The following is a 23,045-nucleotide window of genomic DNA, read 5'->3' as shown; positions in this document are numbered from 1 at the left end:
GCTAAGCTGCTGAATTATCAAAAGTGTCTTCCTGTTCCTCGATCAATCGAATTCGGTATCGCATGGTGCCTATCCAAACACCAATCAAGATCCAGCCGATGGCTGCCGTGTAGAATACTGGACGCATATAATTGTCCATATCCAAACTGCCAATCGTCGAGTTACCACCGCTGCCTGGATGCAAAGAATCCGTCAGTTTTGGTAATATATAAATGAGTACAATCATCACCGGAAAGGCGAAGATGTTGTAGATTGCTGATATTTTGGCGCGTTTTTGTTCTTCTTCCAACGCATTTCTCAGTACCAAATAAGCGAGGTACATGAGCGTCGCGATAGCAGAACCATTTAGTTTCGGATCGTTGGGCCAAGGATCGCCCCAAGTTATATAACCCCAAAGCATGCCCGTCAACAAACCGAGTCCACAAAACAAAATACCCGTGTTTACTGCTTCTACGGCAATCAGATCGTGCTTTCTGTCAGATGATCCCAAATATTTGATACTGTATACAACAGAGATTAGGTACAGAAAGATCATCGCAAACCACATCGGCACGTGATAGTACACGTTGCGGATCGTTTCGTTGAGTATAGGAAGTTCAGGAACAGGGCCTAATAATCCGGCTATGACGGAGCTGCCCACCATGATTACCGCCAATATTTTCCACCAGGTTTTTCTCATATTATTTTAAGAAAACAAGATTTTAATCTCGCCAAAGGTAAGGAAATAACAATAAAGAAATAGCAATCGTGATGACATTAATCGCAATCAAAACAAATAACTCGCTGGTGCTGGCAGCGCGTTCTACGCCTTGTATGGCATGCAAAGAAAGTTTGATCAGTACGATCAATAAAGGGATGATGACTGGAAAACTCAGTATCGCCATGATCGTGCTATTACTGCCCGTTTTGGCGCTGATGCCAGATACCATGGTGAATACAGAAGAGAAACTAATAGCACCCAACATGACAGCGGTAAAATAGAGCAATAAATCTTCAATTGGGCTTTTAAAAATCGTACCGTACACTACAAATGCTGTCCCAGATATAATGGTCATTAAGATGGCATTATATACAATTTTAGAAAAGACTAACGCTTTGGGATTTACTAGACTGTAATAATACAAGTACCGGTGTTGTGTTTCCTGTGTGAAACCACGCGAGATCGCTGTGATGGAGGCAAAGAGCAATATAATCCAGAACAGGGCGTTCCAAACGAGCGTATCCACAGATTTGAATGCTTGATAGCATACAAATACTGTGGATACGACGTATAATAAGATGCTGTTGATGGCGGCTTTAGAGCGGCACTCCAGCATGATATCTTTTATCACCAAAACTTTTACTTGCTCCAAGAAATTCATACATCACAAAGATAGTAATGATTATGATGGAGAAGTTGAGGTGTCGCGTAAAAATGTTACGCTTTGTCCAATTCCGACTTTGCTTTAGAAGCGTATTCGCCTGATACGTCTTTTACGTTTCCAGCTGCTTGAGAAGCTTTGTCTGCCCATTCATTGGCTTTTACAGCAGCTCTGTCAATGGCTTGTTTGCCGGCATCTTTTGCTTTGCTTCTTAATTCATCTAGATCTTCTTTTGCTGTTTTTGCAAATTCGCGCGCACGTTTCGCTTCTTTTTTAGATAATTCTTTTACCGAGCGAGTTAGATCCTTCAATCCTTTGTTTGCGTTGTCTAATTGCTTTTTACCATCTTCCGTACCCAATAGATAATATGCCGCAGTACCTACTGCTAAGCCTAAAAGTGCAAAGGCTACTAATCCGTTCTTATTTTTCATGCTTTCTACCTTTTAAAAATCTAATAATCTGTTTTCTAAATTTCAAACAAGACATGTTCCAAAAGGTTTTCAGAAAAGTGAAATTAACAAATTTTAACCTGCCACAATGTCTAGCGATTGTAGAGAATATAAATGATGATAAAGTCCTTGGCATCTGGACATTAGTTCCTGATGTGTTCCTGAGTCGGAAACTGCGCCATTTTCGATCACGAGGATCTTATCAGCATCGCGAATGGTTGATAAGCGATGAGCAATAATAATTGATGTGCGATCGCGCATTAGCTCTTCTAGTGCGAGCTGCACCAACCGTTCGGATTCTGAATCCAGTGAAGAAGTCGCTTCATCCAATATCAAGATAGCAGGATCTTTCAATAAAGCCCGCGCAATGGCAATTCGTTGGCGTTGGCCACCCGATAATTTCACTCCGCGCTCGCCTACCATGGTCTGATATCCTTCTGGGAAGCTCATGATAAAGTCATGCGCATTGGATCTTTTAGCGGCATTAGTGATGGCATCAATATCAGCTTCTAGCTTTCCGTAGCCAATATTCTCGGCAATCGTACCGCCAAAAAGCAGGACATCTTGTGGAACAATCGCGACCTGATTACGGATATCCGTGAGTGAAAAATCTTCCGCAGGCACACCGTCATATAGCACGGTGCCACTTTTAGGATCATAAAACTGCAGGATTAGCGAAGCAATAGTTGATTTTCCCGTGCCGCTTGGTCCTACGATCGCCAATTTCTGTCCAGCGCTTACGTGAAATGACACGCCTTTCAACGTTTGGATATCCGGTCGCGTAGGATAGGAGAATCCTACATTGCTGAAAGTCACGTCGCCACGAATTACTTTCTTAATCACTCTATTCTCGGCAGATATATCTAATTTCTCTTGTTTCTCCGTTAATATTTCCAAGACTCGCTCACTAGCACCTACGGCTCTTTGTACGTTAGCATATAATTCTGGAAAACTACCCATAGAACCCGCTACAAACATGGAATACAGTATATATGTCGTTAGATCACCAACGGTGATGTCGCCTTGCGATACCAATGTAGCGCCGTACCAAATGACGACTATGGCAGCGCCAAATACGCAGAAAATAATAAAAGAAGCAAAGACGCCACGGAAAGTCGCGCCACGCACCGCCAAGCTAACGACCTCGCATAACTTATCGGCATAGCGTGTGGTTTCCCGGTATTCGTTTACAAAAGCTTTTACATTAGAAATGCCCGACAGCGTTTCCTGCACGATGGCATTGGAGTCCGCCAATTTATCCTGTGTTTCTTTCGATATTTTGCGGATGAATTTTCCGAATACGAAGCCTGTCAGTACGATGATGGGCAAAATAGCCAGATTCATTAAAGCCAATTTAGCCGATACAAACACGAGTAGGGCAACGCCAAATGCCAAGCTGATTGTTTGGCGAAGTAACTCCGCCAATGTGGTAGTCATCGTATCTTGAATTTGGGAAAGATCGGATGATATCCGGCTATTCAATTCGCCGACGCGGCGATTGGCGAAAAAATCCATCGGCAAGGCGATCAATTTATGATATACTTCTTGGCGAATAGTAGACAGCGCTTTTTCAGATACTTCTACAAATAGCCGAATGCGAAAAAAAGAGATGACTGATTGAAAAAATAGAATGGACATGGAGATCAGTCCGATTTGCAAAATGCTGGCAGGCAACCAATCGTATTTTTGTTTTCCCTGCGCGGCATCAATCATGGCGCCGAGCAGCGCTGGAAAGGTCAACATCGTTAAGCTGGAAAGAATCAAGAAAACCATCCCCCAAATAAATTTTGCACGATAAGGCAGGATATACCTAAAGATTTGGTAACCCTTCTTCATTACGTCTAAATTCAATTTTGGCTTAGGTAGATCTTCTCCGTTGTTATTGCCACTATTTAATCGTTGTCTCGCCATTTCATCCACTATCCCCGATTATCAGAGGACGCACAAATTTAGCCATTAATCCTATGTTACCTATCAGAGTTCCGTCACTTTTTGGCGGTAGAAATCCGCTTTTGCAGGTAAATGATGTAGATTATTAGCGCCAGCGTTACGATACTAAGTAGATAAAGCCACACGTTATTCTGATGATCTTCTGCGTCTAAGCTGCCCACTTGGCTACGCAGTTTCTCATTTTCCGTCTGTAGTTTGGTGATCGTGCGCATGTAAGCAGAAGATCGTGTGTCGTATTCATCGGCCAATCGTTGAAAGTGATCTTTTTCAAAATCTTTCATGCTCAAGAGCTTTTTAGTCTCTATGAAGATATGATTGTCATTGATCACCACCGCTTTCAAGATATCGATGGATTGCTGCATATCGCGCTTCGATTTAAAAAGGCCAAATACACCCGATTTTTTAAGCACGGATTGATCGAACTCACCAAACTTCTGTTTCCGCTGCTCCAATAAGCTATTTACTTTTGCACGCTGTGTTTCGTAAGATGCCGAATCTACGGTACTTTTTATTTGAGCAAAGTTGGCAGACATTCCCAAGCAAAGCAGCAAAGTGCTCAATGCTATGATCCGAAGCAGCCCCGATTTATTTTTTGTAGCCATGAATTGATGTTATTATAGCGTTGGTACTCCCTGATCACTTATTAGAAAACTCGACCAATATACTCTCATCTTGATGTAGACCAAGTAAATTGCTGGCATTGCCCTTATTGATCGCGATTTCTAAGAAATTACTAATACCGAAGAGACAAAGCTTCTCTCCCTCAGATACTTCATTATAATGCCAACATAGCTGCGTAATGGTCTCATTGCGCTTGAATCGTAAGGTGAATGCTCTGCTGGCCTGCACTCGGTTGAACAGGTCCTTGCTGATGTTGCTGATGACATTGCCAAACGAGTCAATGTAACTTACATGCCCTTTGATCGTGTCGGCTGTATACACCGGCTGCAAAGTACCCTTTAGCACTGGATTATCTATGTGCAATCCAATTTCTTGAAGCGAGCCGCCGCTAGCAATGTGGCAGGCAGCTTTGGTCAAGATGTCGGCCAATGGAAAATGCAGATAACGAAGATCTTGCATGATGTTGATTTCCACGACTTCGTCCGCTTGTTCTTCCCCTAGAATAATTCCGAAGATACCGTTGTCGGCTCCCACGAAGTAGTGCCCACGAAATTTCATCGCGATGTAACGTGATCCCTCTAAGAAGACGGTGTCGATACCAATCAGATGAACCGTGTCTGGTGGGAAATAACGATACGCATTATTAATGACGAATGCCGCGTGCTGTATGTTGAATGAAGGGATTTCGTGCGTAATATCCACTAAATTGACATTAGGCAACAACGTAAGGATACTTCCCTTCAGTGCTGCCTGATAGAAATCTCGATGTCCTAAATCTGTCGTTAAAGTAATTACGCCCATATGCACAATCTGAGAGCTATCTATCCAGTCCCTGTTTTCGTTTCGGTAGATAGCGATGCATCAAATCTTATTCAGAAATGACTAAGCTACAAAAGTAACAAAATCTCTGGCCATGCACAGTGCGTAGTTCTAAATCTTTGCACACAGTTTGTTTAAAAAAATAAAAGAGTAATATAGCGTAAAGTAAATCCAAGAATGTTATTTTAGTACACAGGAGTATGTAGAAGTTTTTTACCTTAAAGGAAAGTAAAATTGAGTGAATTAGTTATTCGACTGGAAGACGTCAATCTTGTAACGCTTTGGGGTGCCCAAAACGAGAACTACGAATTTTTAAAGAAAGTGTTTCCTAAAGTGCGGCTGATCGCCCGAGGTGATGAACTGAAGGTGTTAGGAGAGGAAAAAGAGCAATTGCTATTCAATCAGACTTTTGAGAAGGTATTGGCTCATGTACAACGGTTGCAAAATCTGTCGGCGCTGGATCTGGAAAGCATTGTGAGCGATGTGGTGCCCGCACCCATTCTCAACAACGCTTCGAAAGAGGCTGCCGCAATAGCTGATCCTGCTTTGTCGCGTGGCGAACCGATTGTGTATGGTACCAATGGTATTATTGTACGCGCTCGTACGCCCAATCAGCGAAAAATGGTTGATAGCATTCATAAAAATGATATCCTATTTGCTGTTGGCCCTGCCGGAACAGGAAAAACGTATACTGCCGTTGCCCTAGCCGTTCGCGCTTTGCGCAATAAAGAGATCAAACGAATCATCCTGACACGGCCTGCGGTCGAAGCGGGCGAGAATCTAGGTTTCTTGCCGGGTGATTTGAAAGAAAAGGTAGATCCGTATTTACGACCACTTTATGATGCCTTGGACGATATGATTCCTGTCGAAAAACTCAAAGGTTATCTGGAAAACAGAACGATCGAAGTAGCGCCTTTGGCATTCATGCGTGGCCGTACTTTGGACAATTGCTTTGTGATCTTGGACGAGGCGCAAAATGCAACTGATATGCAGCTCAAAATGTTTCTGACGCGGATGGGGCCTACGGCAAAGTTTATCGTAACGGGTGACTTGACACAGATCGACTTGCCGAAGAAATCGCAATCGGGATTGGCAACGGCGATCAATTTGTTGGATAACATTGAAGGAATTGATATTGTACATCTCACAGGCTCCGATGTAGTGCGGCATAAGTTGGTGAAAAGGATCCTAGAAGCATATGGTGACATCAAACCATCGTAACGCGCTACTCTTTCCTGAAAACTTCGTACTTTAGTCCCTCCATCGTCTACCAGGCATGGGATCAAGTCAAAAAACTGCTTTTTAGAATGAACGCAATAAACGAAACGAACTTTAAATTCAATAAACAAACTGCTTTTTACAGAGGCAAGGTGCGCGATGTATATACTATTGATCATCAGTATTTGGTGATGATTGCATCGGATCGCATTTCTGCTTTCGATGTCGTGTTACCAAAACCAATTCCGCACAAAGGGCAAGTGCTAAATCAGATTGCTGCCAAATTTTTAGCCGCAACAGCAGATATTTTGCCAAATTGGGTATTGAGCACGCCGGATCCAAGTGTTACCATTGGTCGTGCTTGCGAGCCATTTAAAGTTGAGATGGTCATTCGTGGATATCTTTCAGGTCATGCTTGGCGTACGTATCGCGAAGGTGGTCGTTTATTGTGTGGCGTGACCTTGCCAGAAGGTTTGAAAGAGAACGATAAACTACCAGAGCCAATCATTACACCAACGACAAAAGCGGCAGTAGGACATGATGAAGACATCTCCAGAGAAGATATTCTGGCTAAAGGCATCGTAAGCGATGAAGATTATGTGCAACTGGAAAAATACACCAGAGCATTATTCCAACGTGGTACCGAGATCGCGCACGAACGCGGTTTGATCTTGGTGGATACAAAATATGAGTTTGGCAAAAAAGACGGACAGATCTATTTGATCGACGAGATTCATACGCCAGATTCTTCTCGTTATTTCTATGCAGAAGGCTACGAGGAACGCCAAGCTTCGGGAACGTCGCAAAAGCAACTTTCCAAAGAATTTGTACGCCAATGGTTGATGGATAACGGGTTTCAAGGGAAAGACGGACAGCAAGTGCCCGAGATGACCGAAGAAGTGATCTCATCGATTTCGGCGCGTTATATAGAATTGTATGAGCACATCACGGGCGAGCAATTCGTATATCCAGAAGCAGGAGCTGTCAACGAGCGTATACAAGAAAATGTGGATCAGGCATTGACACAAATCATGGCCTAAAAAGAAGGATAACTATGAAATTCACGGTAGAAAAGGGAGAGCGTTTTGTGGTGATCGAGCCGCATGCAACTTGTTTGAATGGGGAAGTAGCGGGTAAGCTGAAAGGCGAATTTATGCTACGTAATACCGGCGGACAACGAAATATTATCTTAGATCTTAATCGCGTAGAATCGGTCGATGAAGATGGAATCCGTGTAGGGCTTCTGGCTCGCCGCCTGTGCAAATCGATGGGCGGTCTTTTTATTTTGGTCAATGTACATGATAATGTACTCAGCTTTATGAAGACCATTGGCTTAGAATCTTATTTCAAAGCAGCCAAAGATGTAGAGAGAGCAAAAGATATGATCTTCGGCAACGAAATTCGTCTAGACCTTAGAGGCGATCAATAATATGCGCTTCTCTGTTCTGATTTTAGGGAATAGTTCGGCCACGCCCATGTACGAGCGGCATCCGACTTCGCAAGTCGTCAATCACAATGAGCAATTGTACTTGATCGACTGTGGAGAAGGTACGCAGATGCAGCTCACACGCTACGGCATCAAAAGCAACCGGATCAATCATATCTTTATCAGTCACCTCCATGGCGATCATTATCTGGGTTTGGTAGGTTTGATTTCCTCTATGCACCTGATGGGGCGCAAAACCGATCTACACTTGTACGGACCAGCACCTTTGGAGGAGATTCTAGCATTAAATTTTAAATACTCTGAAACGGAGTTACGCTACAACCTGATTTTTCACCCGACCAACCCGACTGAAACAGCCGTTTTGTTCGAAAGCAAATTGCTTCGGGTCGAATCATTCCCCTTACGTCATCGCATTGCCTGCACGGGTTTTCGGTTTCAAGAAGGAGAGCGTCCGGCGAAGTTGGATATAGACAAAGTCGCAAAACTCCAAATTCCACCGGCTTTGATTAATGGTATAAAATGGGGTTTGGACTTTACGGACAAGGATGGAAAAGTTCATCCTTCCAGTGAATTAACAACTCCAGCACCTTTGCCTCGTAGTTACGCCTATTGTTCAGATACGGTCCGTATTCCCGATTATCTTCCATCGATACATCGGGCAAATCTGTTGTATCATGAATCCACTTTTCTACATGAAATGAAGGATCGTGCGGTAGAAACCTTTCATACGACATCTTTCGAAGCGGGAGAGATCGCGAAAGAGGCGGAAGTTGGACATTTGCTTTTAGGGCATTATTCTGCGAGATACAAAACCAAAGAGCTAACCTTGCTGTTGGATGAAGCTCGCTCCGCATTCCCCCATACGGATCTTTCGGTAGAGGGAAAATGGTACGAAGTAGAATAATTTCACTTCCATTCAGGCAAAATAGTTCCCATAATTCGTGATATTTTGCTCATATTTACAAAATCATAATATTTCCAGTATTTAGTTAGTAATGTCGTTTAATTTAGACCTTCTTTTAAGGGAAAACATAAAAAATTTGAAGCCTTATTCGTCCGCTAGAGACGAATTTGACGGTGAAGCTTCTGTTATGTTGGATGCGAATGAAAACGCATATGGCTCGCCTTTGAGCCAATCGTTCAATCGTTATCCCGATCCATTACAATTGGCAGTAAAGCAGAAATTGTCCGCTATAAAAGGTGTCAGTACCGATCGTATATTTTTGGGTAATGGATCGGATGAAGCGATCGACCTCTTATTTAGAGCGTTTTGCAAACCAGGAATAGATAATGTTATTTTGCTGCCGCCCACGTATGGCATGTACGAAGTATCGGCCAATATCAATGATATTGCGGTACGAAAGGTGACGCTGACGCCCAATTATCAATTGGATATAGACACCATTGCGGCAGCAATAGACGCGCATACCAAAATTATTTTTATCTGCTCGCCCAACAACCCGACGGGCAATAGCATTCGCCGTCAGGATATCGAAACTATCCTAGTCAATTTCGAAGGCATTGTCGTCTTAGACGAAGCCTACATCAATTATGCTAAGCAGAACTCATTCTTGCCGAGCTTAGCGGAGTTTCCGAATTTGGTGGTTTTACAAACCTTATCCAAAGCGTGGGGATTGGCGGCATTGCGCTTAGGAATGGCTTTTGCCAGCGCAGAAATCATTCAGATTTTTAATAAGATAAAACCGCCATACAACATCAACCAAGCCACGCAAACCTATGCGCTCGAAGCTTTGGAGCGTGTGGATACCGTGAATGAATGGATTAAGGAAACGGTAGAAGAGCGTGCTTTGTTGGTAGAGCAACTTCAACTCATTCCGCAAGTAGAGCACATCACGCCATCAGACGCCAATTTTGTGTTGGTTCGTTTGCAACAAGCGCGACCGCTGTACAATCATTTGGTGAGTAAAGGCATCATTGTGCGTGATCGTTCTACGGTTACCTTATGTGAGGGCGCGTTGCGCATGACGGTAGGTACGCCAGCAGAAAACCAAATTTTGCTCGCTCAAATTAAAGAATTCTATAGTTAATACGATATGTCAGATTTATTGAAGCGTGTCTTATTTATCGACCGCGATGGCACTTTGATTTTAGAACCAGAAGACGAACAGATTGATTCGTTTGCCAAGTTGAAATTTTATCCAGGTGCCTTACAGTACTTACCTAAAATTGCCCAAGAATTAGATTTTGAATTGGTTTTGGTGACCAATCAAGACGGTTTGGGAACCGATTCTCATCCGGAAGACAACTTCTGGCCAGTGCATCAGTTCATTATGCAAACTTTTGCTGGTGAAGGAGTAGAGTTTGCGAGAGAACATATCGACCGCACCTTTCCGCATGAAAATGCAGCTACACGCAAGCCAGGAATTGGTTTGCTAGGCGAATATTTCGATACAGACAATTATAATCTAGCCGAATCCTTTGTGATCGGTGATCGCGTGAATGATGTTAAGCTCGCCCAAAATCTAGGTGCAAAAGCGATCTGGCTGGGTGGCAATACAGCTCTTGGCCAAGCAGAGAATGTCGAGATATCGCCGGATTCAGTCGCCTTGCAGACCACCGATTGGAAGGCAATCTATGAATTTCTGAAATTAGGAACACGTACGGCTTCGCATCAGCGGAAAACTAATGAAACGGATATATCCATCACGATTAATCTGGATGGCAGCGGCAAATCGGATATTGATACCGGATTACCATTTTTTGATCATATGCTTGATCAGATCGCGCGCCACGGCGCGTTGGATCTGACGATTCGCGCCAAGGGTGATCTGCATATAGACGAGCATCATACCATTGAAGATACCGGAATCGCTTTAGGCGAGATTTTTGCGCAGGTATTGGGCGACAAGCGTGGTATTGAGCGCTATGCATTTACGTTGCCGATGGACGATTGCTTAGCGCAAGTGGCACTAGATTTTGGCGGCCGCAGTTGGATCGTGTGGGAAGCGGAATTTAAGCGCGAAAAGATTGGTGATATGCCGACAGAAATGTTTTTCCATTTCTTTAAATCATTCAGCGACGCTGCCCGAACTAATCTCAATATCAAGGCCGAAGGCGACAACGAACACCATAAGATCGAAGCTATATTTAAAGCCTTTGCCAAATCGATTAAGAAGGCAGTACGACGCGATGCAGACAACATGCAGTTGCCAAGTACCAAAGGCTTGTTGTAAGGGATGATTCAGAAAAATACCGACCAAAAAGCATGATTGGAATTGTAAACTACGGAGCAGGGAATATATTTTCATTGACGGCCGCTTTGGTGCGTTGCAATTTGCCATATGGCATGATCAATGAACCAGCCGATTTTGATAAATACGAGCGAATTATTATTCCTGGCGTTGGTCATGCTGGCGCGGCGATGCAAAAGCTGCGTGACTCTGGATTGGCAGAAGCCATTCCTTCGCTGACTAAACCGGTGTTGGGTATTTGTGTGGGCATGCAATTGCTCACCAGCTTTTCGGAAGAAGGCAATGCCGACATGTTGGGCATTTTTCCGATGCGAACCTTGCATTTTCAACAACGCATTTCCGAAAAAGTACCACATATGGGCTGGAATACGACACAAATCCGTCGCGATTGCCGTCTGTTTGAAAGCATAGCAGATGACACGTACTTCTATTTTGTGCACTCGTTTTTTATTGAATTCCAAGAAGAATACACGGCCACCTCGACCAATTACGGTGTCGATTACGCGGCCAGCATCCATAAAGACAATTTTTACGGCGTACAATTTCACCCAGAGAAATCTGGGCCGGCTGGAGAGCAATTGCTCCTGAATTTTGCGGCGCTTTAAACAAACTTAATACGGATGTGCATATGATCGTAAAGGATCACGTGCACATGCTTACCGATTATTCACTATTTTTGAACAATAAACTGATTACTTATCTTGATTGATTCTACCATGTATATTATACCAGCTATTGACGTTTTAGACAAAAAAGTAGTTCGCCTGCGCGAAGGAAACTATGATGATGTCACCCATTATGAGATCTCTTTAGAGGAGCAAATTGAAAAATACCATGCCAATGGTACCGAAATCGTACACATCATTGATCTGAACGGCGCTAAAGGGGATTTCTCTAATCAGCAGTATCTTTTTGAGGTGTTGAAAAAAACGGATATGAAAGTACAGTACGGTGGTGGCGTCCGCAGTATTGAAAAAGTGAAAGAACTGGTAGACGCTGGCGTTTATCGTGTTATCGTGGGTACACAAGCCATCTCGAATCCTTCGTTTTTGGAAGAATTGAGCGCGCTCAATGAAGGCCGTGTTAAATATGCAGATCACGTTGTCGTAGCAATTGATGTACTCGACGAGGTGATCAAGTATTCAGGTTGGTTGGAAAGTTCTCCAATTAAACTGATAGAATACATTGACAAATGTTTGGCGCTAGGTTTCTATCGTTTCTTATGTACAGATATTAGTAAAGATGGTAAGTTGGGCGGAGCTGGTGTCGAATTGTATAAAAAGCTATTGGACCACTCTCCAATCATCAAATTGATCGCATCGGGTGGCATTAGTTCCATGAAAGATATACAAGCATTACAAGATTTGCAACATGTTGAATCGGTAGTCGTAGGAAAAGCGATTTACGAAAATCGAATTTCCATTGATGAAATTAAAGATTGGAACTTAAAAGCTTTGATTAAGTTCTAATATGCTCGCAAAAAGGATCATTCCCTGTCTGGATGTAAAAGATGGACGTACCGTAAAAGGCGTTAACTTTGTCGATCTGCGCGATGCCGGTGACCCAGTGGAGTTAGCGTGGCAGTATTCGCAGCAGGGAGCAGATGAATTGGTTTTTTTGGATATAACCGCCACACACGAAGGTCGCAAAACGATGATCGATTTGGTGAAATCTGTAGCTCGGCAGGTGAATATTCCATTTACTATCGGTGGCGGAATCAATGAATTGAAAGACGCCGACGCCTTGTTGGCTGCTGGAGCAGATAAAATTTCGATCAATTCTGCTGCGGTACGTAATCCAAACTTAATTGACGAACTGGCCAAATCATTCGGAAGCCAGTTTGTGGTCGTAGCGGTTGATACGCGTTTAGTCGATACACAAAACTTGGTGCATTTGCGTGGTGGTCGCGAACAAACGGACATCGTCACCGAAGCGTGGATCAAAGAAGCAGAAAGTCGAGGAGCAGGTGAGATTTTGCTCACTTCCATGGATCACGACGGCACAAAGAATGGATTTGATGTATCTTTGCTGTCCAAGATCAATGCGGCGATCAATATACCGTTGATCGCTTCTGGAGGCGCCGGGAATGAGCAACATTTTGTGGATGTATTCCAACAAAGTGGTGTAGACGCTGCATTGGCAGCATCGGTATTTCATTATGGAGAGATATTGATTCCAGACTTAAAAAATACATTACGAAAAAACCACATCGTGGTAAGAGGTTAAAAAATCGAAGGGATATTTAAGGTTATGCAAGAAGTAGATTTTTCAAAAGGAGACGGTTTAGTTCCCGTAATTGTACAAGACGCGCAAACGCTGGAAGTACTGATGTTGGGTTATGTGAATGAGGAAGCGTGGGAGAAAACCCAAACAGAACGTCGTGTCACCTTTTATTCGCGTAGTAAACAACGATTGTGGACGAAAGGCGAGGAAAGTGGAAATTTTCTGGAAGTGCAGGATCTACATGTAGATTGTGATCAGGATACGATTTTGATCAAAGCCATTCCGGCAGGGCCAACATGCCACACAGGAAGTCGTAGTTGTTTTAATACGGATCACAATCAAAATTTCCTTTTTGAATTAGAGCGCGTGATTCAACAGCGCATCGATTTCCCTATCGAAGGATCGTATGTCAATAGCCTGCGTCAAAAAGGATTAAATAAAGTAGCGCAAAAAGTGGGCGAAGAAGCCGTAGAAACGGTTATCGCAGCCTTGGCGGAGACGGAACACGACTTCATTAATGAATCATCTGATCTGGTATTTCACCTGATCTTATTACTCAAAGAAAAAGGTTTAGGCTGGCGCGAAATTGCCGCCAACTTGGCATCTCGGCACAAGTAAACCCTGCTATTGCATAATATTCTTTTTTCGTCGGCGCAGCGTGAACACCTGCGCCACGATTCCGATCGCACATATTAGTATATTGAACAGAAAGGCTTTGATGCCGATCTGTTCGGTCAAGAAGAAATAGAGAGCAACGACAGCAAGTATGCTGAAGCCGATAATAATCACTACAGAAACCTTTTTCATCACGTGGGAGCTTTAGTAATCGTACACCTATTATCGTAGTACGGTCAAGAATACTACAGCTAAGCACTTGAAATTGTTTTTGTCGAGAACGAAGCCGTATCTTTACGATTATGCCAGATGTCTCTTTACTACATACGCTTCGCGGTCATCAGAATCCTATATTTACGTTAGCAGTAGCTGATAATACCTTGTTTTCGGGTGGCAACGACAAAGGAGTCGTGGAGTGGGATTTGCAGACCATGCAGTTCCGACGGATTTTGTGCGCGGTATCACATTCTGTGTATGCGCTGCATCGGATTCCAAATACAGATTTGCTGGCAATAGGCTTGCGCTCTGGGGAGATCCTGATGGTGAATTATGTAGAGCAGAAGTTGGTGACCAAAATGAAAACAGAATCTGGAGCTGTATTCGCTTTGCAAGCGCTGGCAGAGAAATCGGAATTGATTGCGATTGGCGAAGAGGGCGTAGCTTATGTGTACGATACGGTGTGTTTTAAGCTCCTGTATCGGTTCCGTGTTTCGAAGGAGACTGTGCGTACCATTGCCGTTGATTCAGAAAAATCTACCGTATATTTCGGGGACAAATCCGGTGCGATCTACCAATATGATAGTGCGCAATACGAGCCTAAGCAGCAGGTTTTAGTACACACCATGCCGGTAACGAGTTTATGTGTGGTAGGCGAACAATTGTTTTCTGGCGGCAGGGATGCCAAGTTGTACCAATTGTCTACCGCTGATTTTGCGGTGCAACACGAAATTACGCCGCATATGTTTACCGTATATGGTATCGTTGCTGATGCCGAGCAAACACAAATCGCGACAGCCAGCCGCGATAAAACCTGGAAAATCTGGGATCCAAAGACCTTGACTTTGCTCAAAAATGTGAGTATAGATCGAGGTTATGAGAGCCATATGCTATCGATTAACAGCATTCTGTGGCACGGTCAACAAATCTTTACCGCAGGAGATGATAAGATGATCAAGGTGTGGGAAGTCGCAGCAGACTAAAGATCAGAAGCCGCTGTCAGAATCGTAATCATTTCTTGTAAATATTGCGCATCAACCTCGTCAAAGCTATTTAAGTCGGCGCTATCTACATCCAATACACCAATACAATTTCCTTCGTGCATTACAGGGAGAACAATCTCCGAGCGTGATAATGAGCTGCAAGCAATATGTCCAGGAAATGCATCAACATCGGGAACGATGATCGTTTCGGCCTTTGCCCATGCGGTGCCACATACACCACGATTGTGCGCGATGCGCGTACAAGCTACCGGTCCTTGAAACGGACCTAATACCAACTGCTCTTCTTTTACCAAATAAAAGCCAACCCAGAAAAAATCAAACTGCTCTTTCAAAGCTGCAGCCAAGTTTGCCATATTCGCTACAAAATCCGATTCGTAGTCGATTAATGCCTTGACTTGCGGGATCAATGCTTTATATTGCTCTTCTTTGGTGCCTGTTGCGCGTGTTAAATCTTCGGCCATAGTAGCTATGAGATGCTCGGTAAATGAATGTAATTATAGTTTTTTTAGGGCGGCTTTGATTAGACTTTCTACAGAATGGTCTTCCGTCGACAGCAAAATTTGTTGCATGACCTTTTCTACTTGTGGTTTCGGGAATCCCAACATGATTAATGCCGAGTTAGCCTCTTCATGCGCTGATTGAGTAGGGACGTGATCCAATAGCAAGGCGTTTGGCCCTTCTTTTTTCAACTTATCCTGCAATTCTAGAATCACGCGTTGTGCGGTTTTTGGTCCGATACCTTTGATCCGTTGGATCACGGCAACTTGTCCTTGTACGATCGCTTGTTGAATCTCCTCTGGCGTAATAGAAGAAAGCATCATCCGACCAGTATTTGGCCCAATGCCAGAAACGGAGATCAAGTGATTGAATAAGTGCCGCTCACTCTCTGTCGCAAAGCCATACATGGTCTGCGAATCTTCTCTAACCTGAAAAGAAATGAACAGCTTGCAGCGTTCTACTTCTTTGATCTGGCTAAAAGTGGTCAACGATATGTGCACATGGTAACCCACGCCACCCACGTCAATGATGACGTGGGTAGGGGATTTCAATACCAGTTGTCCGTCGAGGTACTCGTACATAGTTTTTTGTTAGAATATTAGTTTTCTCTGGATTGTGCATCTACCACGGCAATTTTTACCATGTTGACGATCTCACGCACCGAGCTATCCAACTGCAAAACGTGAACCGGCTTGTTCATACCCAATAAGATTGGTCCGACAGCTTCGGCTTCACCTACTTCTTGCAGTAATTTGTAAGCAATATTACCTGATTCTAAGTTCGGGAATATCAAGGTATTTGCTGCTTCGCCATTCAATTTACTGAACGGGAAGTTTGCATTTAACATCTCTTTATTCAACGCAAAATTGGCTTGCAAGTCGCCATCTACAATAATGTCTGGTGCTTTATCATGTAAGATTTTTACCGCTTGACGTACCTTATCGGCTACGCGACCTTCGCTTGAGCCAAAGTTGGAGTACGATAACATCGCAATGCGTGGTGTAATATTAAAGCGCTCTTTCACCGCGTTGTTTACCAAGATGGTGATTTCCGCTAAATCTTCCGGACAAGGATCTTCATTCACGGTCGTATCGGCCAAGAAAATCGGTCCTTTCTTCGTTAGCATCATGTACATACCCGCAACACGGCTTCCTGGTTTTGCACCAATTACTTGTAACGCAGGACGAATAGTATTCGCATAACTGCGTGTCAATCCAGAAATAAAAGTATCCGCTTGACCAAACTCGACCATCGAAGCTGCATAATAGTTGCGGTTGCCACGGATCAATTTTTCAGCTTCTAAACGGCTGATACCACGACGCTGGCGTTTGGTATACAGGTGATCCACAAATTGCTTAAACGTATCTGTTTTCACTTGTTTGCTAGGATCGATGATCTGTGTGCCGTCCAATTCGAAAGCATATTCTTCAATGATATGACGAATGCGTTCTTCGTCGCCCAACAAGATCGGAATAGCAATGCCTTCTTCTTGCACGATTTGCGCTGCGCGCAATGTTTTGTAGTTATCTGCTTCGGCAAATACCACGCGTTTAGGATTGTTCTGCGCGCGGGCAGACAGCGTCCGCATGATGCCATCATCTTTACCTAAGCGCTTGCGTAATTCTGTTTTATATTCATCCCAATCTTCAATCGTTTTGCGCGCTACGCCAGATTCAATCGCCGCTTTAGCTACTGCAATGGATACCTCGGTAATCAAGCGTGGATCGGTTGGTTTCGGGATGACATAATCCTCACCAAAACGAAGATTATTGGTATTATATGCTTGGTTTACTTCTTCTGGAACAGGTTCTTTTGCCAATTTGGCAATAGCATGCACCGCGGCGATCTTCATCTCCTCGTTGATGGCAGTTGCACGTACATCCAATGCACCACGGAAGATGTAAGGGAAACCTAATACATTATTTACTTGGTTAGGGAAGTCAGAACGACCCGTTCCCATGATGATATCGGTACGAGTTGCGCAAGCTAGATCGTACGCGATCTCTGGATTCGGGTTAGCCATTGCTAATACGATTGGTTTAGCCGCCATAGATTGCAACATTTCTGGCGTCAAAACATCTGCAGCAGACAATCCGATGAATACATCGCTATCTTTCACTGCATCGGCTAAGGTCGTAATATCGCGATCCGTTGCCCATTCCGCTTTGCTAGGATCCAAGTTTTCGCGATCACTGCGAATAACTCCTTTACTATCCAACATCACGATGTTTTCTTTTTTAGCACCTACCGCGATATACATCGCAGTACAAGAGATTGCGGCAGCACCAGCGCCGTTTACCACAATTTTTACTTGGCTGATATCTTTTTGTTGTAGCTCACAAGAGTTAATCAAGGCAGCACCAGATATAATCGCAGTACCGTGCTGATCATCGTGCATCACCGGAATATTCATTTCCGCTTTCAGTCTGCGCTCGATTTCGAAACATTCTGGAGCTTTGATGTCTTCCAAGTTGATACCTCCGAAAGTTGGCTCTAAGGCTTTGACGATTTTAACGAACTCATCTACATTTTTCGTGTCCAATTCTAAGTCGAATACATCGATGTCGGCAAAGATTTTAAACAACAAACCTTTTCCTTCCATCACCGGTTTGCCGGCTTGTGCACCGATGTCTCCTAATCCTAATACGGCAGTACCATTAGAAATAACCGCCACCAAATTACCTTTGGCGGTGTACTTGTACGCATCTTCGCTGTTCTCGGCAATCGCCAAACACGGCTCTGCCACCCCTGGTGAATAGGCTAATGATAAATCCCGCTGTGAACTGTGAGGTTTGGTAGGGACTACCGCAATCTTGCCCGGACGACCGGATGAGTGGTAACGTAACGCGTCCTTTTTTCTATTTGAACTGCTCATTGAATTCTGTTTTGATGTATAAGTTTATGTTTGTGGGTACAAATCTATTATTATTCCATGACTTGAAGAACTATTGTTTTAACACGTTCAGTAATTTGAACATACGTTGACGCATAGTCGCCGTGCTGCCTTTGTAATTATTGACAAAAAGGGTGAAGGTCAGCTCTTGCCCAGCCTTGCTAGTCTGAAATCCACTGTAGCCGAGCACGCCGCCAATCGTACCACTTTTCATTTTCATTTGGTTGATCGTAGGCAGACTCTTATAGAAGTCAGCGTACCACGGCCTGCTACAAGCGTATTGCATGATTCGGTTCATCGCATTGGCCGTCACACGGTTTGCAGGCGATAAACCAGAACCATCTAGCATTCCTAGATCCGCAGTAGGAATGCGTAAGGTTTTGTTCCAATGCGCAATAACGTACTGGGCGCTTTCTGCCGTAGTTTTTACATTTTTCTGCTCGCGTCCGATGGTTTTCAATAAGGCTTCACCAAATAGGTTAATGCTTTTGTGATTAAACCAATAAATGATCTCCGCTAATGCGGGCGACTGATGCGTTGCAATGGTTTTGCCTATAGATGCTACATAATTGTGAAGTTTATATGCAGAAGCCGCCACGCCATCTACCAATATGCCTTCCTGTATCAGATTTGCTTTCAAATCGTGTGCGAGCTGATAGGCCGGATCCGGAATAGAGATCTCGATGGTTTTATTCAGGTCTTTGCCATAACTACCTTTTAACAGGATGGAATTGGCGTATGGTGTAGAAAAACCAAATACCTTGTCGCCTGTGCCCGCATTTCCAGTAGTCACTTCATTGCGGATGCTGAGGTAACTCAGATCTACTGATAACTTTTTAATAGCTGCTGGTTTGCCAACCGCTGCGGGCGAGAAAGTAATACCCGCTTTATTCTCTTTCCAATTAAGTCCCGAAACACCAGCTCCATAATAATTGCCAATGTCTGCCGCTGGCCAACCCGTCGGCACTTGATTACCGTCGAATATAGTATCGTCACCAATGATACGACCGCGAATACGTTTAATGCCCAATTGTTTAATCGCAAAAGTCCAATTATCTAAGATATTTTCTGCTTGCGTAGAAGCGTATCGATCACTGCCTAAAGTCGGGTCGCCGCTGCCTTTTATAATAATATCGCCGTCAAGATTTCCCAGTTTATCGATCGCACCAGTGTAAGATATGGTCGTGCTGTATTGATAATCGGAGCCTAACAATTCGAATGCGGTAATGCTCGTTATCACCTTCAAGGTCGAAGCAGTAGCCATTCCAGTATTTGCTTGATGCTCAAATACGACATGTCCCGTTTTTGAATCGGTAACAATCAAGGCGGCCTGCTGTGTCGTCAATCCACCTTCGCTGCGAAACTGATTGAAAGCTGTGGAGATTTTGCTGCTAAGGTTTTGCGCTTGCGTACTAGTGAAGGCTAGTATAATAGAAAGTAGAAAAAGTGATTTTAGCTTTGGCATACAGCAAATATCGGGATGCATTTTGAGAAAGCAACGAAGAACTGGTGTAAGATTAAAAAAGGTCTTACTACTCATTGCAGTAAGACCTTCGTATCTCTCTTATTTATTTAAATAGCTTGAGTTTTCTCTTTCAACCAAGCTCCTTCTTCTTCTGTGAGCAGTGGCGCTAGCTGATTGTACGTCCAATCGTTATATTGATTGAGCCAGTCAATGTGTTTTTGATCCAACAATGCCGTATTTACCAAGTCAGTAGCGATATAGCAGATCGTCAACGTTTCGAAATCCATGAAATCACCAAACTCATTATGAGATAAATTACGGCTCAAAACCAGATTCTCGATGCGGATACCATAAGATCCTTCGCGGTACAAGCCTGGTTCTATCGAAGAGATCATGCCTTCTTCTATCGCGACATCCACGTTTGATGGATTTAAGACTTGTGGTCCTTCATGCACATTCAGGAAAAAACCTACACCATGTCCGGTACCATGTCCGTAGTTTCGCAAGGTTTCCCAGATCGGGCGACGTGTGATTGCATCAATCTGATAGCCGCGTGTACCTTGTGGGAAAACAGCCATAGATCCCTCGATCAGACCTTTTAACACAATGGTATAATCTTCCTTTTCTTCCGAAGTAATGTTTCCCAAAGAGACAACACGTGTAATATCAGTCGTGCCAGAAGTATATTGGCCGCCCGAATCTACCAATAACAATCCGCTAGGTTTTAGTGTAGCATCACTTTTGGGCGTCGCTTTATAATGTGGCAAAGCGCCATGCTCCAAATATCCAGCAATAGTATCGAATGAAATGTCTACAAAACCATCCTGCGCTGCACGAAACGTGCGCAGTTTGTCCGATATGCTGATCTCCGTCAGGTTTTCATTGCCTACATTCTCCTCCAACCATTTGAAGAAACGCGTGAGCGCTACCCCATCTTTCAGCATCGTTTCGCGCGAAAAGCTTACTTCGGTCGGATTTTTCACGGCCTTCAAAAAGGTAGAGGGATTCGTGTCTTCCAAAACCTTCACTGACGCAGGAATGCTTTCGTAAACAGCGTAACAAGTCCGTTTCGGATCAATCAGGATCTGCTCTACGGCCAATTGCTGAACAGCGGTATGCACGCTGTCATATGGTTTTATGTCAACACCTGCGGCATTCAGCGCCGCTTGATCGGCTGCCGACAATTTGGTGTTGTCAATGAAGAGCGTTGCACGCTCCAATTCTATAATCAAGAAACCGAGTACCACTGGATTGCAGGGCACATCATTACCCCGAATATTCAATATCCAAGCCAAGTCATCTAAAGAAGAAATGATATGCGCCTGCACATGCAGCTTCTCCATTTTGAGGCGAATAGCGGCAATCTTGCTGGCCGCATCTTGGCCGGTCGTATCCGGATGAATGAGGTAAGCTGCATCGGTCGGAAGCAATGGTCTGTCTTCCCAAGCGGCGTCTAATATATCTATACCGCCATCGATCGCAATGCCCAGTGGTTCCAACTTTTTTTTGATGGTTTTTGCCAAAAGCAACGAAGTCAGATTACCATCGAAAGCAACGGTATTTCCTTTGCTGAACTTTTCGGCCAGCCACTCTACATATTCTGCTTTGTGCTGTATTTTGAGTTTTACCAATTCAAAACCAGTGTCTATGAGCTGCTCACGGCCTTGCACGAAATAACGCGCATCGGTCCATAATCCCGCAAAATCTTGTGTAATCACCAACGTACCTGCAGATCCAGTAAATCCCGAAGTCCAAGCAATCGCTTTGAAGCGATCGGGAAGGTATTCGCTGATATGTGGATCTGCCGAAGGAATAATATAGGCGTCTATACTGCGCTCCGCCATGGATTCGCGAATAGCTGCCAGCTTTTTAATGTGTTCCATATGTGATGTTGTTTTGTGCTAAAAAATCTACTTAGGTATTTGCCAGAATAGATAATTCTTGCGCCACACGGCCAGCGATCTGTCCGTACGCTGCTGCCACTGGCTCCTGATCGTCCAACAAGATCGGGAAACCATTGTCGCCCGCGTCTGCAACTGCTTTTACGAGTGGTATTTCGCCCAAGAAAGGCACGTTATTTTCGGTAGCTAATCGCTTGCCGCCGTCTTTTCCAAAAATATAATATTGCTTATCTGGCAATTCTGCTGGCGTGAAGTACGCCATGTTTTCAATAATGCCCAAAATAGGCACATTGATACCTTCCATACGGTACATCGCCATTCCTTTGATTGCATCTGCTAAAGCAACATGTTGCGGTGTGGTTACAATCACGGCTCCAGAGATCGGATAAGTTTGTGATACGGTAATGTGAATGTCACCTGTTCCCGGCGGCATATCGACCACCAAGTAATCGATCTCACCCCAATCAGCATCATTGAAAAGCTGTTTGATGGCAGAAGTCGCCATTGGGCCGCGCCATGGAATCGGCTGATTAGGATCTGTAAAGAAGCCAATGCTCAACAATTTCAGTCCGAACTTTTCGATCGGCAGGATTTTGGTTTTTCCGTCTGCGGTTTGCGTGGATTGAGGCTTCGCGCCTTCCAAGCCAAACATAATGGGCAGCGAAGGACCGTAGATATCTGCATCAAGCAAACCCGTGCGAGCACCTTGCTGGCTAAGCGCTAAGGCTAAGTTCGCTGCTACAGTAGATTTACCGACACCGCCTTTACCAGAAGAAACCAAAATAATGTTTTTGATGCCTTTCAGCTGATTGTTGTCGGCAGCGATCACGCGTGAGGTCATGTTGATGTCCACGGCGATCTCTTTGGAAACAAATAGACTGATGGCATTGCGACAAGCATGCTCGATATGTCCTTTGAGCGGACAAGCAGGCGTTGTCAATACCACATCAAACCGGATTTTGTTGGGAAGGATCTCTATATTTTGGATCATGTTCAGCGTCACGAGATCCTTTTTTAAATCAGGTTCTTCGACGTGACCAAGCGCATGTAGAATTTGTTCTTGCGTAATCATTATCTTTCGTTGGAGCTACAAAGCTAAATAATGCGGTGCATACTCTTGTCATTTGGATGTTTTTAATGTTTTTTGTCTATT

24 protein-coding genes are annotated in these 23,045 nt (G+C 44.0%); 11 read left to right on the top strand and 13 right to left on the bottom strand.

Going from position 1 to position 23,045, the window contains the following annotated elements; translation table 11 throughout:
- Position 1 precedes the first annotated feature (1 nt).
- From ccsA to DC487_RS15420, 6 genes are all read right to left on the bottom strand, one after another.
- Complete coding sequence (ccsA, locus tag DC487_RS15445; protein ID WP_116776875.1) at positions 2 to 679, bottom strand: cytochrome c biogenesis protein CcsA; 678 nt, start codon at positions 677 to 679, stop codon at positions 2 to 4.
- Positions 680 to 701: 22 nt separating this feature from the next.
- Positions 702 to 1,361, bottom strand: coding sequence for a heme exporter protein CcmB (locus DC487_RS15440; RefSeq protein ID WP_116776874.1), 660 nt, complete (start codon positions 1,359 to 1,361; stop codon positions 702 to 704).
- Between the two features lie 56 nt (positions 1,362 to 1,417).
- The gene (locus tag DC487_RS15435; RefSeq protein ID WP_116776873.1) at positions 1,418 to 1,792 is read right to left on the bottom strand and encodes a YtxH domain-containing protein; all 375 of its coding nucleotides are present in this window, start codon (positions 1,790 to 1,792) and stop codon (positions 1,418 to 1,420) included.
- 93 nt (positions 1,793 to 1,885) lie between these two features.
- On the bottom strand, positions 1,886 to 3,721 hold the full coding sequence (locus DC487_RS15430) for an ABC transporter ATP-binding protein (protein WP_116776872.1): 1,836 nt from the start codon (positions 3,719 to 3,721) through the stop codon (positions 1,886 to 1,888).
- A gap of 74 nt (positions 3,722 to 3,795) precedes the next feature.
- The gene (locus DC487_RS15425; protein WP_133228653.1) at positions 3,796 to 4,362 is read right to left on the bottom strand and encodes a hypothetical protein; all 567 of its coding nucleotides are present in this window, start codon (positions 4,360 to 4,362) and stop codon (positions 3,796 to 3,798) included.
- 34 nt (positions 4,363 to 4,396) lie between these two features.
- A complete protein-coding gene (locus DC487_RS15420) occupies positions 4,397 to 5,182 on the bottom strand; it encodes an SAM hydrolase/SAM-dependent halogenase family protein (RefSeq protein WP_116776870.1) in 786 nt (261 codons plus the stop codon).
- 252 nt (positions 5,183 to 5,434) lie between these two features.
- On the opposite strand from DC487_RS15420, the gene DC487_RS15415 reads away from it, so the two are divergent.
- The 10 genes from DC487_RS15415 (at position 5,435) to hisIE (ending at position 13,918) form a co-directional block, all read left to right on the top strand.
- A complete protein-coding gene (locus DC487_RS15415; protein ID WP_116776869.1) occupies positions 5,435 to 6,421 on the top strand; it encodes a PhoH family protein in 987 nt (328 codons plus the stop codon).
- 86 nt (positions 6,422 to 6,507) lie between these two features.
- A complete protein-coding gene (locus tag DC487_RS15410) occupies positions 6,508 to 7,458 on the top strand; it encodes a phosphoribosylaminoimidazolesuccinocarboxamide synthase (protein WP_116776868.1) in 951 nt (316 codons plus the stop codon).
- 14 nt (positions 7,459 to 7,472) lie between these two features.
- Positions 7,473 to 7,847 (top strand): STAS domain-containing protein, encoded by a 375-nt coding sequence (locus tag DC487_RS15405; protein ID WP_116776867.1) that lies wholly within the window; start codon positions 7,473 to 7,475, stop codon positions 7,845 to 7,847.
- Between the two features lies 1 nt (position 7,848).
- Complete coding sequence (locus DC487_RS15400; protein ID WP_116776866.1) at positions 7,849 to 8,769, top strand: ribonuclease Z; 921 nt, start codon at positions 7,849 to 7,851, stop codon at positions 8,767 to 8,769.
- Between the two features lie 91 nt (positions 8,770 to 8,860).
- Positions 8,861 to 9,913 carry a histidinol-phosphate transaminase gene (hisC, locus tag DC487_RS15395; protein WP_116776865.1) on the top strand — a complete coding sequence of 351 codons (1,053 nt, stop codon included), beginning with the start codon at positions 8,861 to 8,863 and terminating at the stop codon, positions 9,911 to 9,913.
- 6 nt (positions 9,914 to 9,919) lie between these two features.
- Positions 9,920 to 11,059, top strand: a complete 1,140-nt coding sequence (gene hisB, locus DC487_RS15390) for a bifunctional histidinol-phosphatase/imidazoleglycerol-phosphate dehydratase HisB (protein ID WP_116776864.1) — start codon at positions 9,920 to 9,922, stop codon at positions 11,057 to 11,059.
- A 32-nt stretch (positions 11,060 to 11,091) separates the two neighbouring features.
- Positions 11,092 to 11,682: an imidazole glycerol phosphate synthase subunit HisH gene (hisH, locus tag DC487_RS15385; RefSeq protein ID WP_116776863.1), complete on the top strand. Its 591-nt coding sequence runs from the start codon at positions 11,092 to 11,094 to the stop codon at positions 11,680 to 11,682.
- Positions 11,683 to 11,793: 111 nt separating this feature from the next.
- The gene (locus DC487_RS15380) at positions 11,794 to 12,546 is read left to right on the top strand and encodes a 1-(5-phosphoribosyl)-5-[(5-phosphoribosylamino)methylideneamino]imidazole-4-carboxamide isomerase (RefSeq protein ID WP_116776862.1); all 753 of its coding nucleotides are present in this window, start codon (positions 11,794 to 11,796) and stop codon (positions 12,544 to 12,546) included.
- Position 12,547: 1 nt separating this feature from the next.
- Positions 12,548 to 13,303 carry an imidazole glycerol phosphate synthase subunit HisF gene (hisF, locus tag DC487_RS15375; protein WP_116776861.1) on the top strand — a complete coding sequence of 252 codons (756 nt, stop codon included), beginning with the start codon at positions 12,548 to 12,550 and terminating at the stop codon, positions 13,301 to 13,303.
- 24 nt (positions 13,304 to 13,327) lie between these two features.
- Positions 13,328 to 13,918: a bifunctional phosphoribosyl-AMP cyclohydrolase/phosphoribosyl-ATP diphosphatase HisIE gene (gene hisIE / locus DC487_RS15370; protein ID WP_116776860.1), complete on the top strand. Its 591-nt coding sequence runs from the start codon at positions 13,328 to 13,330 to the stop codon at positions 13,916 to 13,918.
- Between the two features lie 6 nt (positions 13,919 to 13,924).
- Here hisIE and DC487_RS15365 read toward each other — a convergent pair whose 3' ends face one another.
- Entirely contained in the window at positions 13,925 to 14,107 is a 183-nt protein-coding gene (locus tag DC487_RS15365) for a hypothetical protein (RefSeq protein WP_116776859.1), read from the bottom strand.
- 110 nt (positions 14,108 to 14,217) lie between these two features.
- On the opposite strand from DC487_RS15365, the gene DC487_RS17295 reads away from it, so the two are divergent.
- Positions 14,218 to 15,114, top strand: a complete 897-nt coding sequence (locus tag DC487_RS17295) for a WD40 repeat domain-containing protein (protein ID WP_165799111.1) — start codon at positions 14,218 to 14,220, stop codon at positions 15,112 to 15,114.
- On the opposite strand, the gene DC487_RS15350 is transcribed toward DC487_RS17295, so the two are convergent.
- The 6 genes from DC487_RS15350 to DC487_RS15325 form a co-directional block, all read right to left on the bottom strand.
- A complete protein-coding gene (locus DC487_RS15350; RefSeq protein WP_116776858.1) occupies positions 15,111 to 15,596 on the bottom strand; it encodes a GAF domain-containing protein in 486 nt (161 codons plus the stop codon). The genes DC487_RS17295 and DC487_RS15350 overlap by 4 nt on opposite strands.
- A gap of 33 nt (positions 15,597 to 15,629) precedes the next feature.
- A complete protein-coding gene (ruvA, locus tag DC487_RS15345) occupies positions 15,630 to 16,214 on the bottom strand; it encodes a Holliday junction branch migration protein RuvA (RefSeq protein WP_116776857.1) in 585 nt (194 codons plus the stop codon).
- 17 nt (positions 16,215 to 16,231) lie between these two features.
- Positions 16,232 to 18,508 (bottom strand): NADP-dependent malic enzyme, encoded by a 2,277-nt coding sequence (locus DC487_RS15340; RefSeq protein ID WP_116776856.1) that lies wholly within the window; start codon positions 18,506 to 18,508, stop codon positions 16,232 to 16,234.
- 70 nt (positions 18,509 to 18,578) lie between these two features.
- On the bottom strand, positions 18,579 to 19,991 hold the full coding sequence (gene dacB, locus DC487_RS15335) for a D-alanyl-D-alanine carboxypeptidase/D-alanyl-D-alanine endopeptidase (protein ID WP_165799110.1): 1,413 nt from the start codon (positions 19,989 to 19,991) through the stop codon (positions 18,579 to 18,581).
- A 107-nt stretch (positions 19,992 to 20,098) separates the two neighbouring features.
- A complete protein-coding gene (locus DC487_RS15330) occupies positions 20,099 to 21,874 on the bottom strand; it encodes an aminopeptidase P family protein (protein ID WP_116776854.1) in 1,776 nt (591 codons plus the stop codon).
- A 31-nt stretch (positions 21,875 to 21,905) separates the two neighbouring features.
- Positions 21,906 to 22,964, bottom strand: coding sequence for an Mrp/NBP35 family ATP-binding protein (locus tag DC487_RS15325; protein ID WP_116776853.1), 1,059 nt, complete (start codon positions 22,962 to 22,964; stop codon positions 21,906 to 21,908).
- Positions 22,965 to 23,045: the final 81 nt, after the last annotated feature.

The sequence above is a fragment of the Sphingobacterium corticibacter genome, assembly GCF_003076635.1.
Classification (GTDB): domain Bacteria; phylum Bacteroidota; class Bacteroidia; order Sphingobacteriales; family Sphingobacteriaceae; genus Sphingobacterium; species Sphingobacterium corticibacter.
This window is presented reverse-complemented; position numbering and strand designations above follow the sequence as displayed.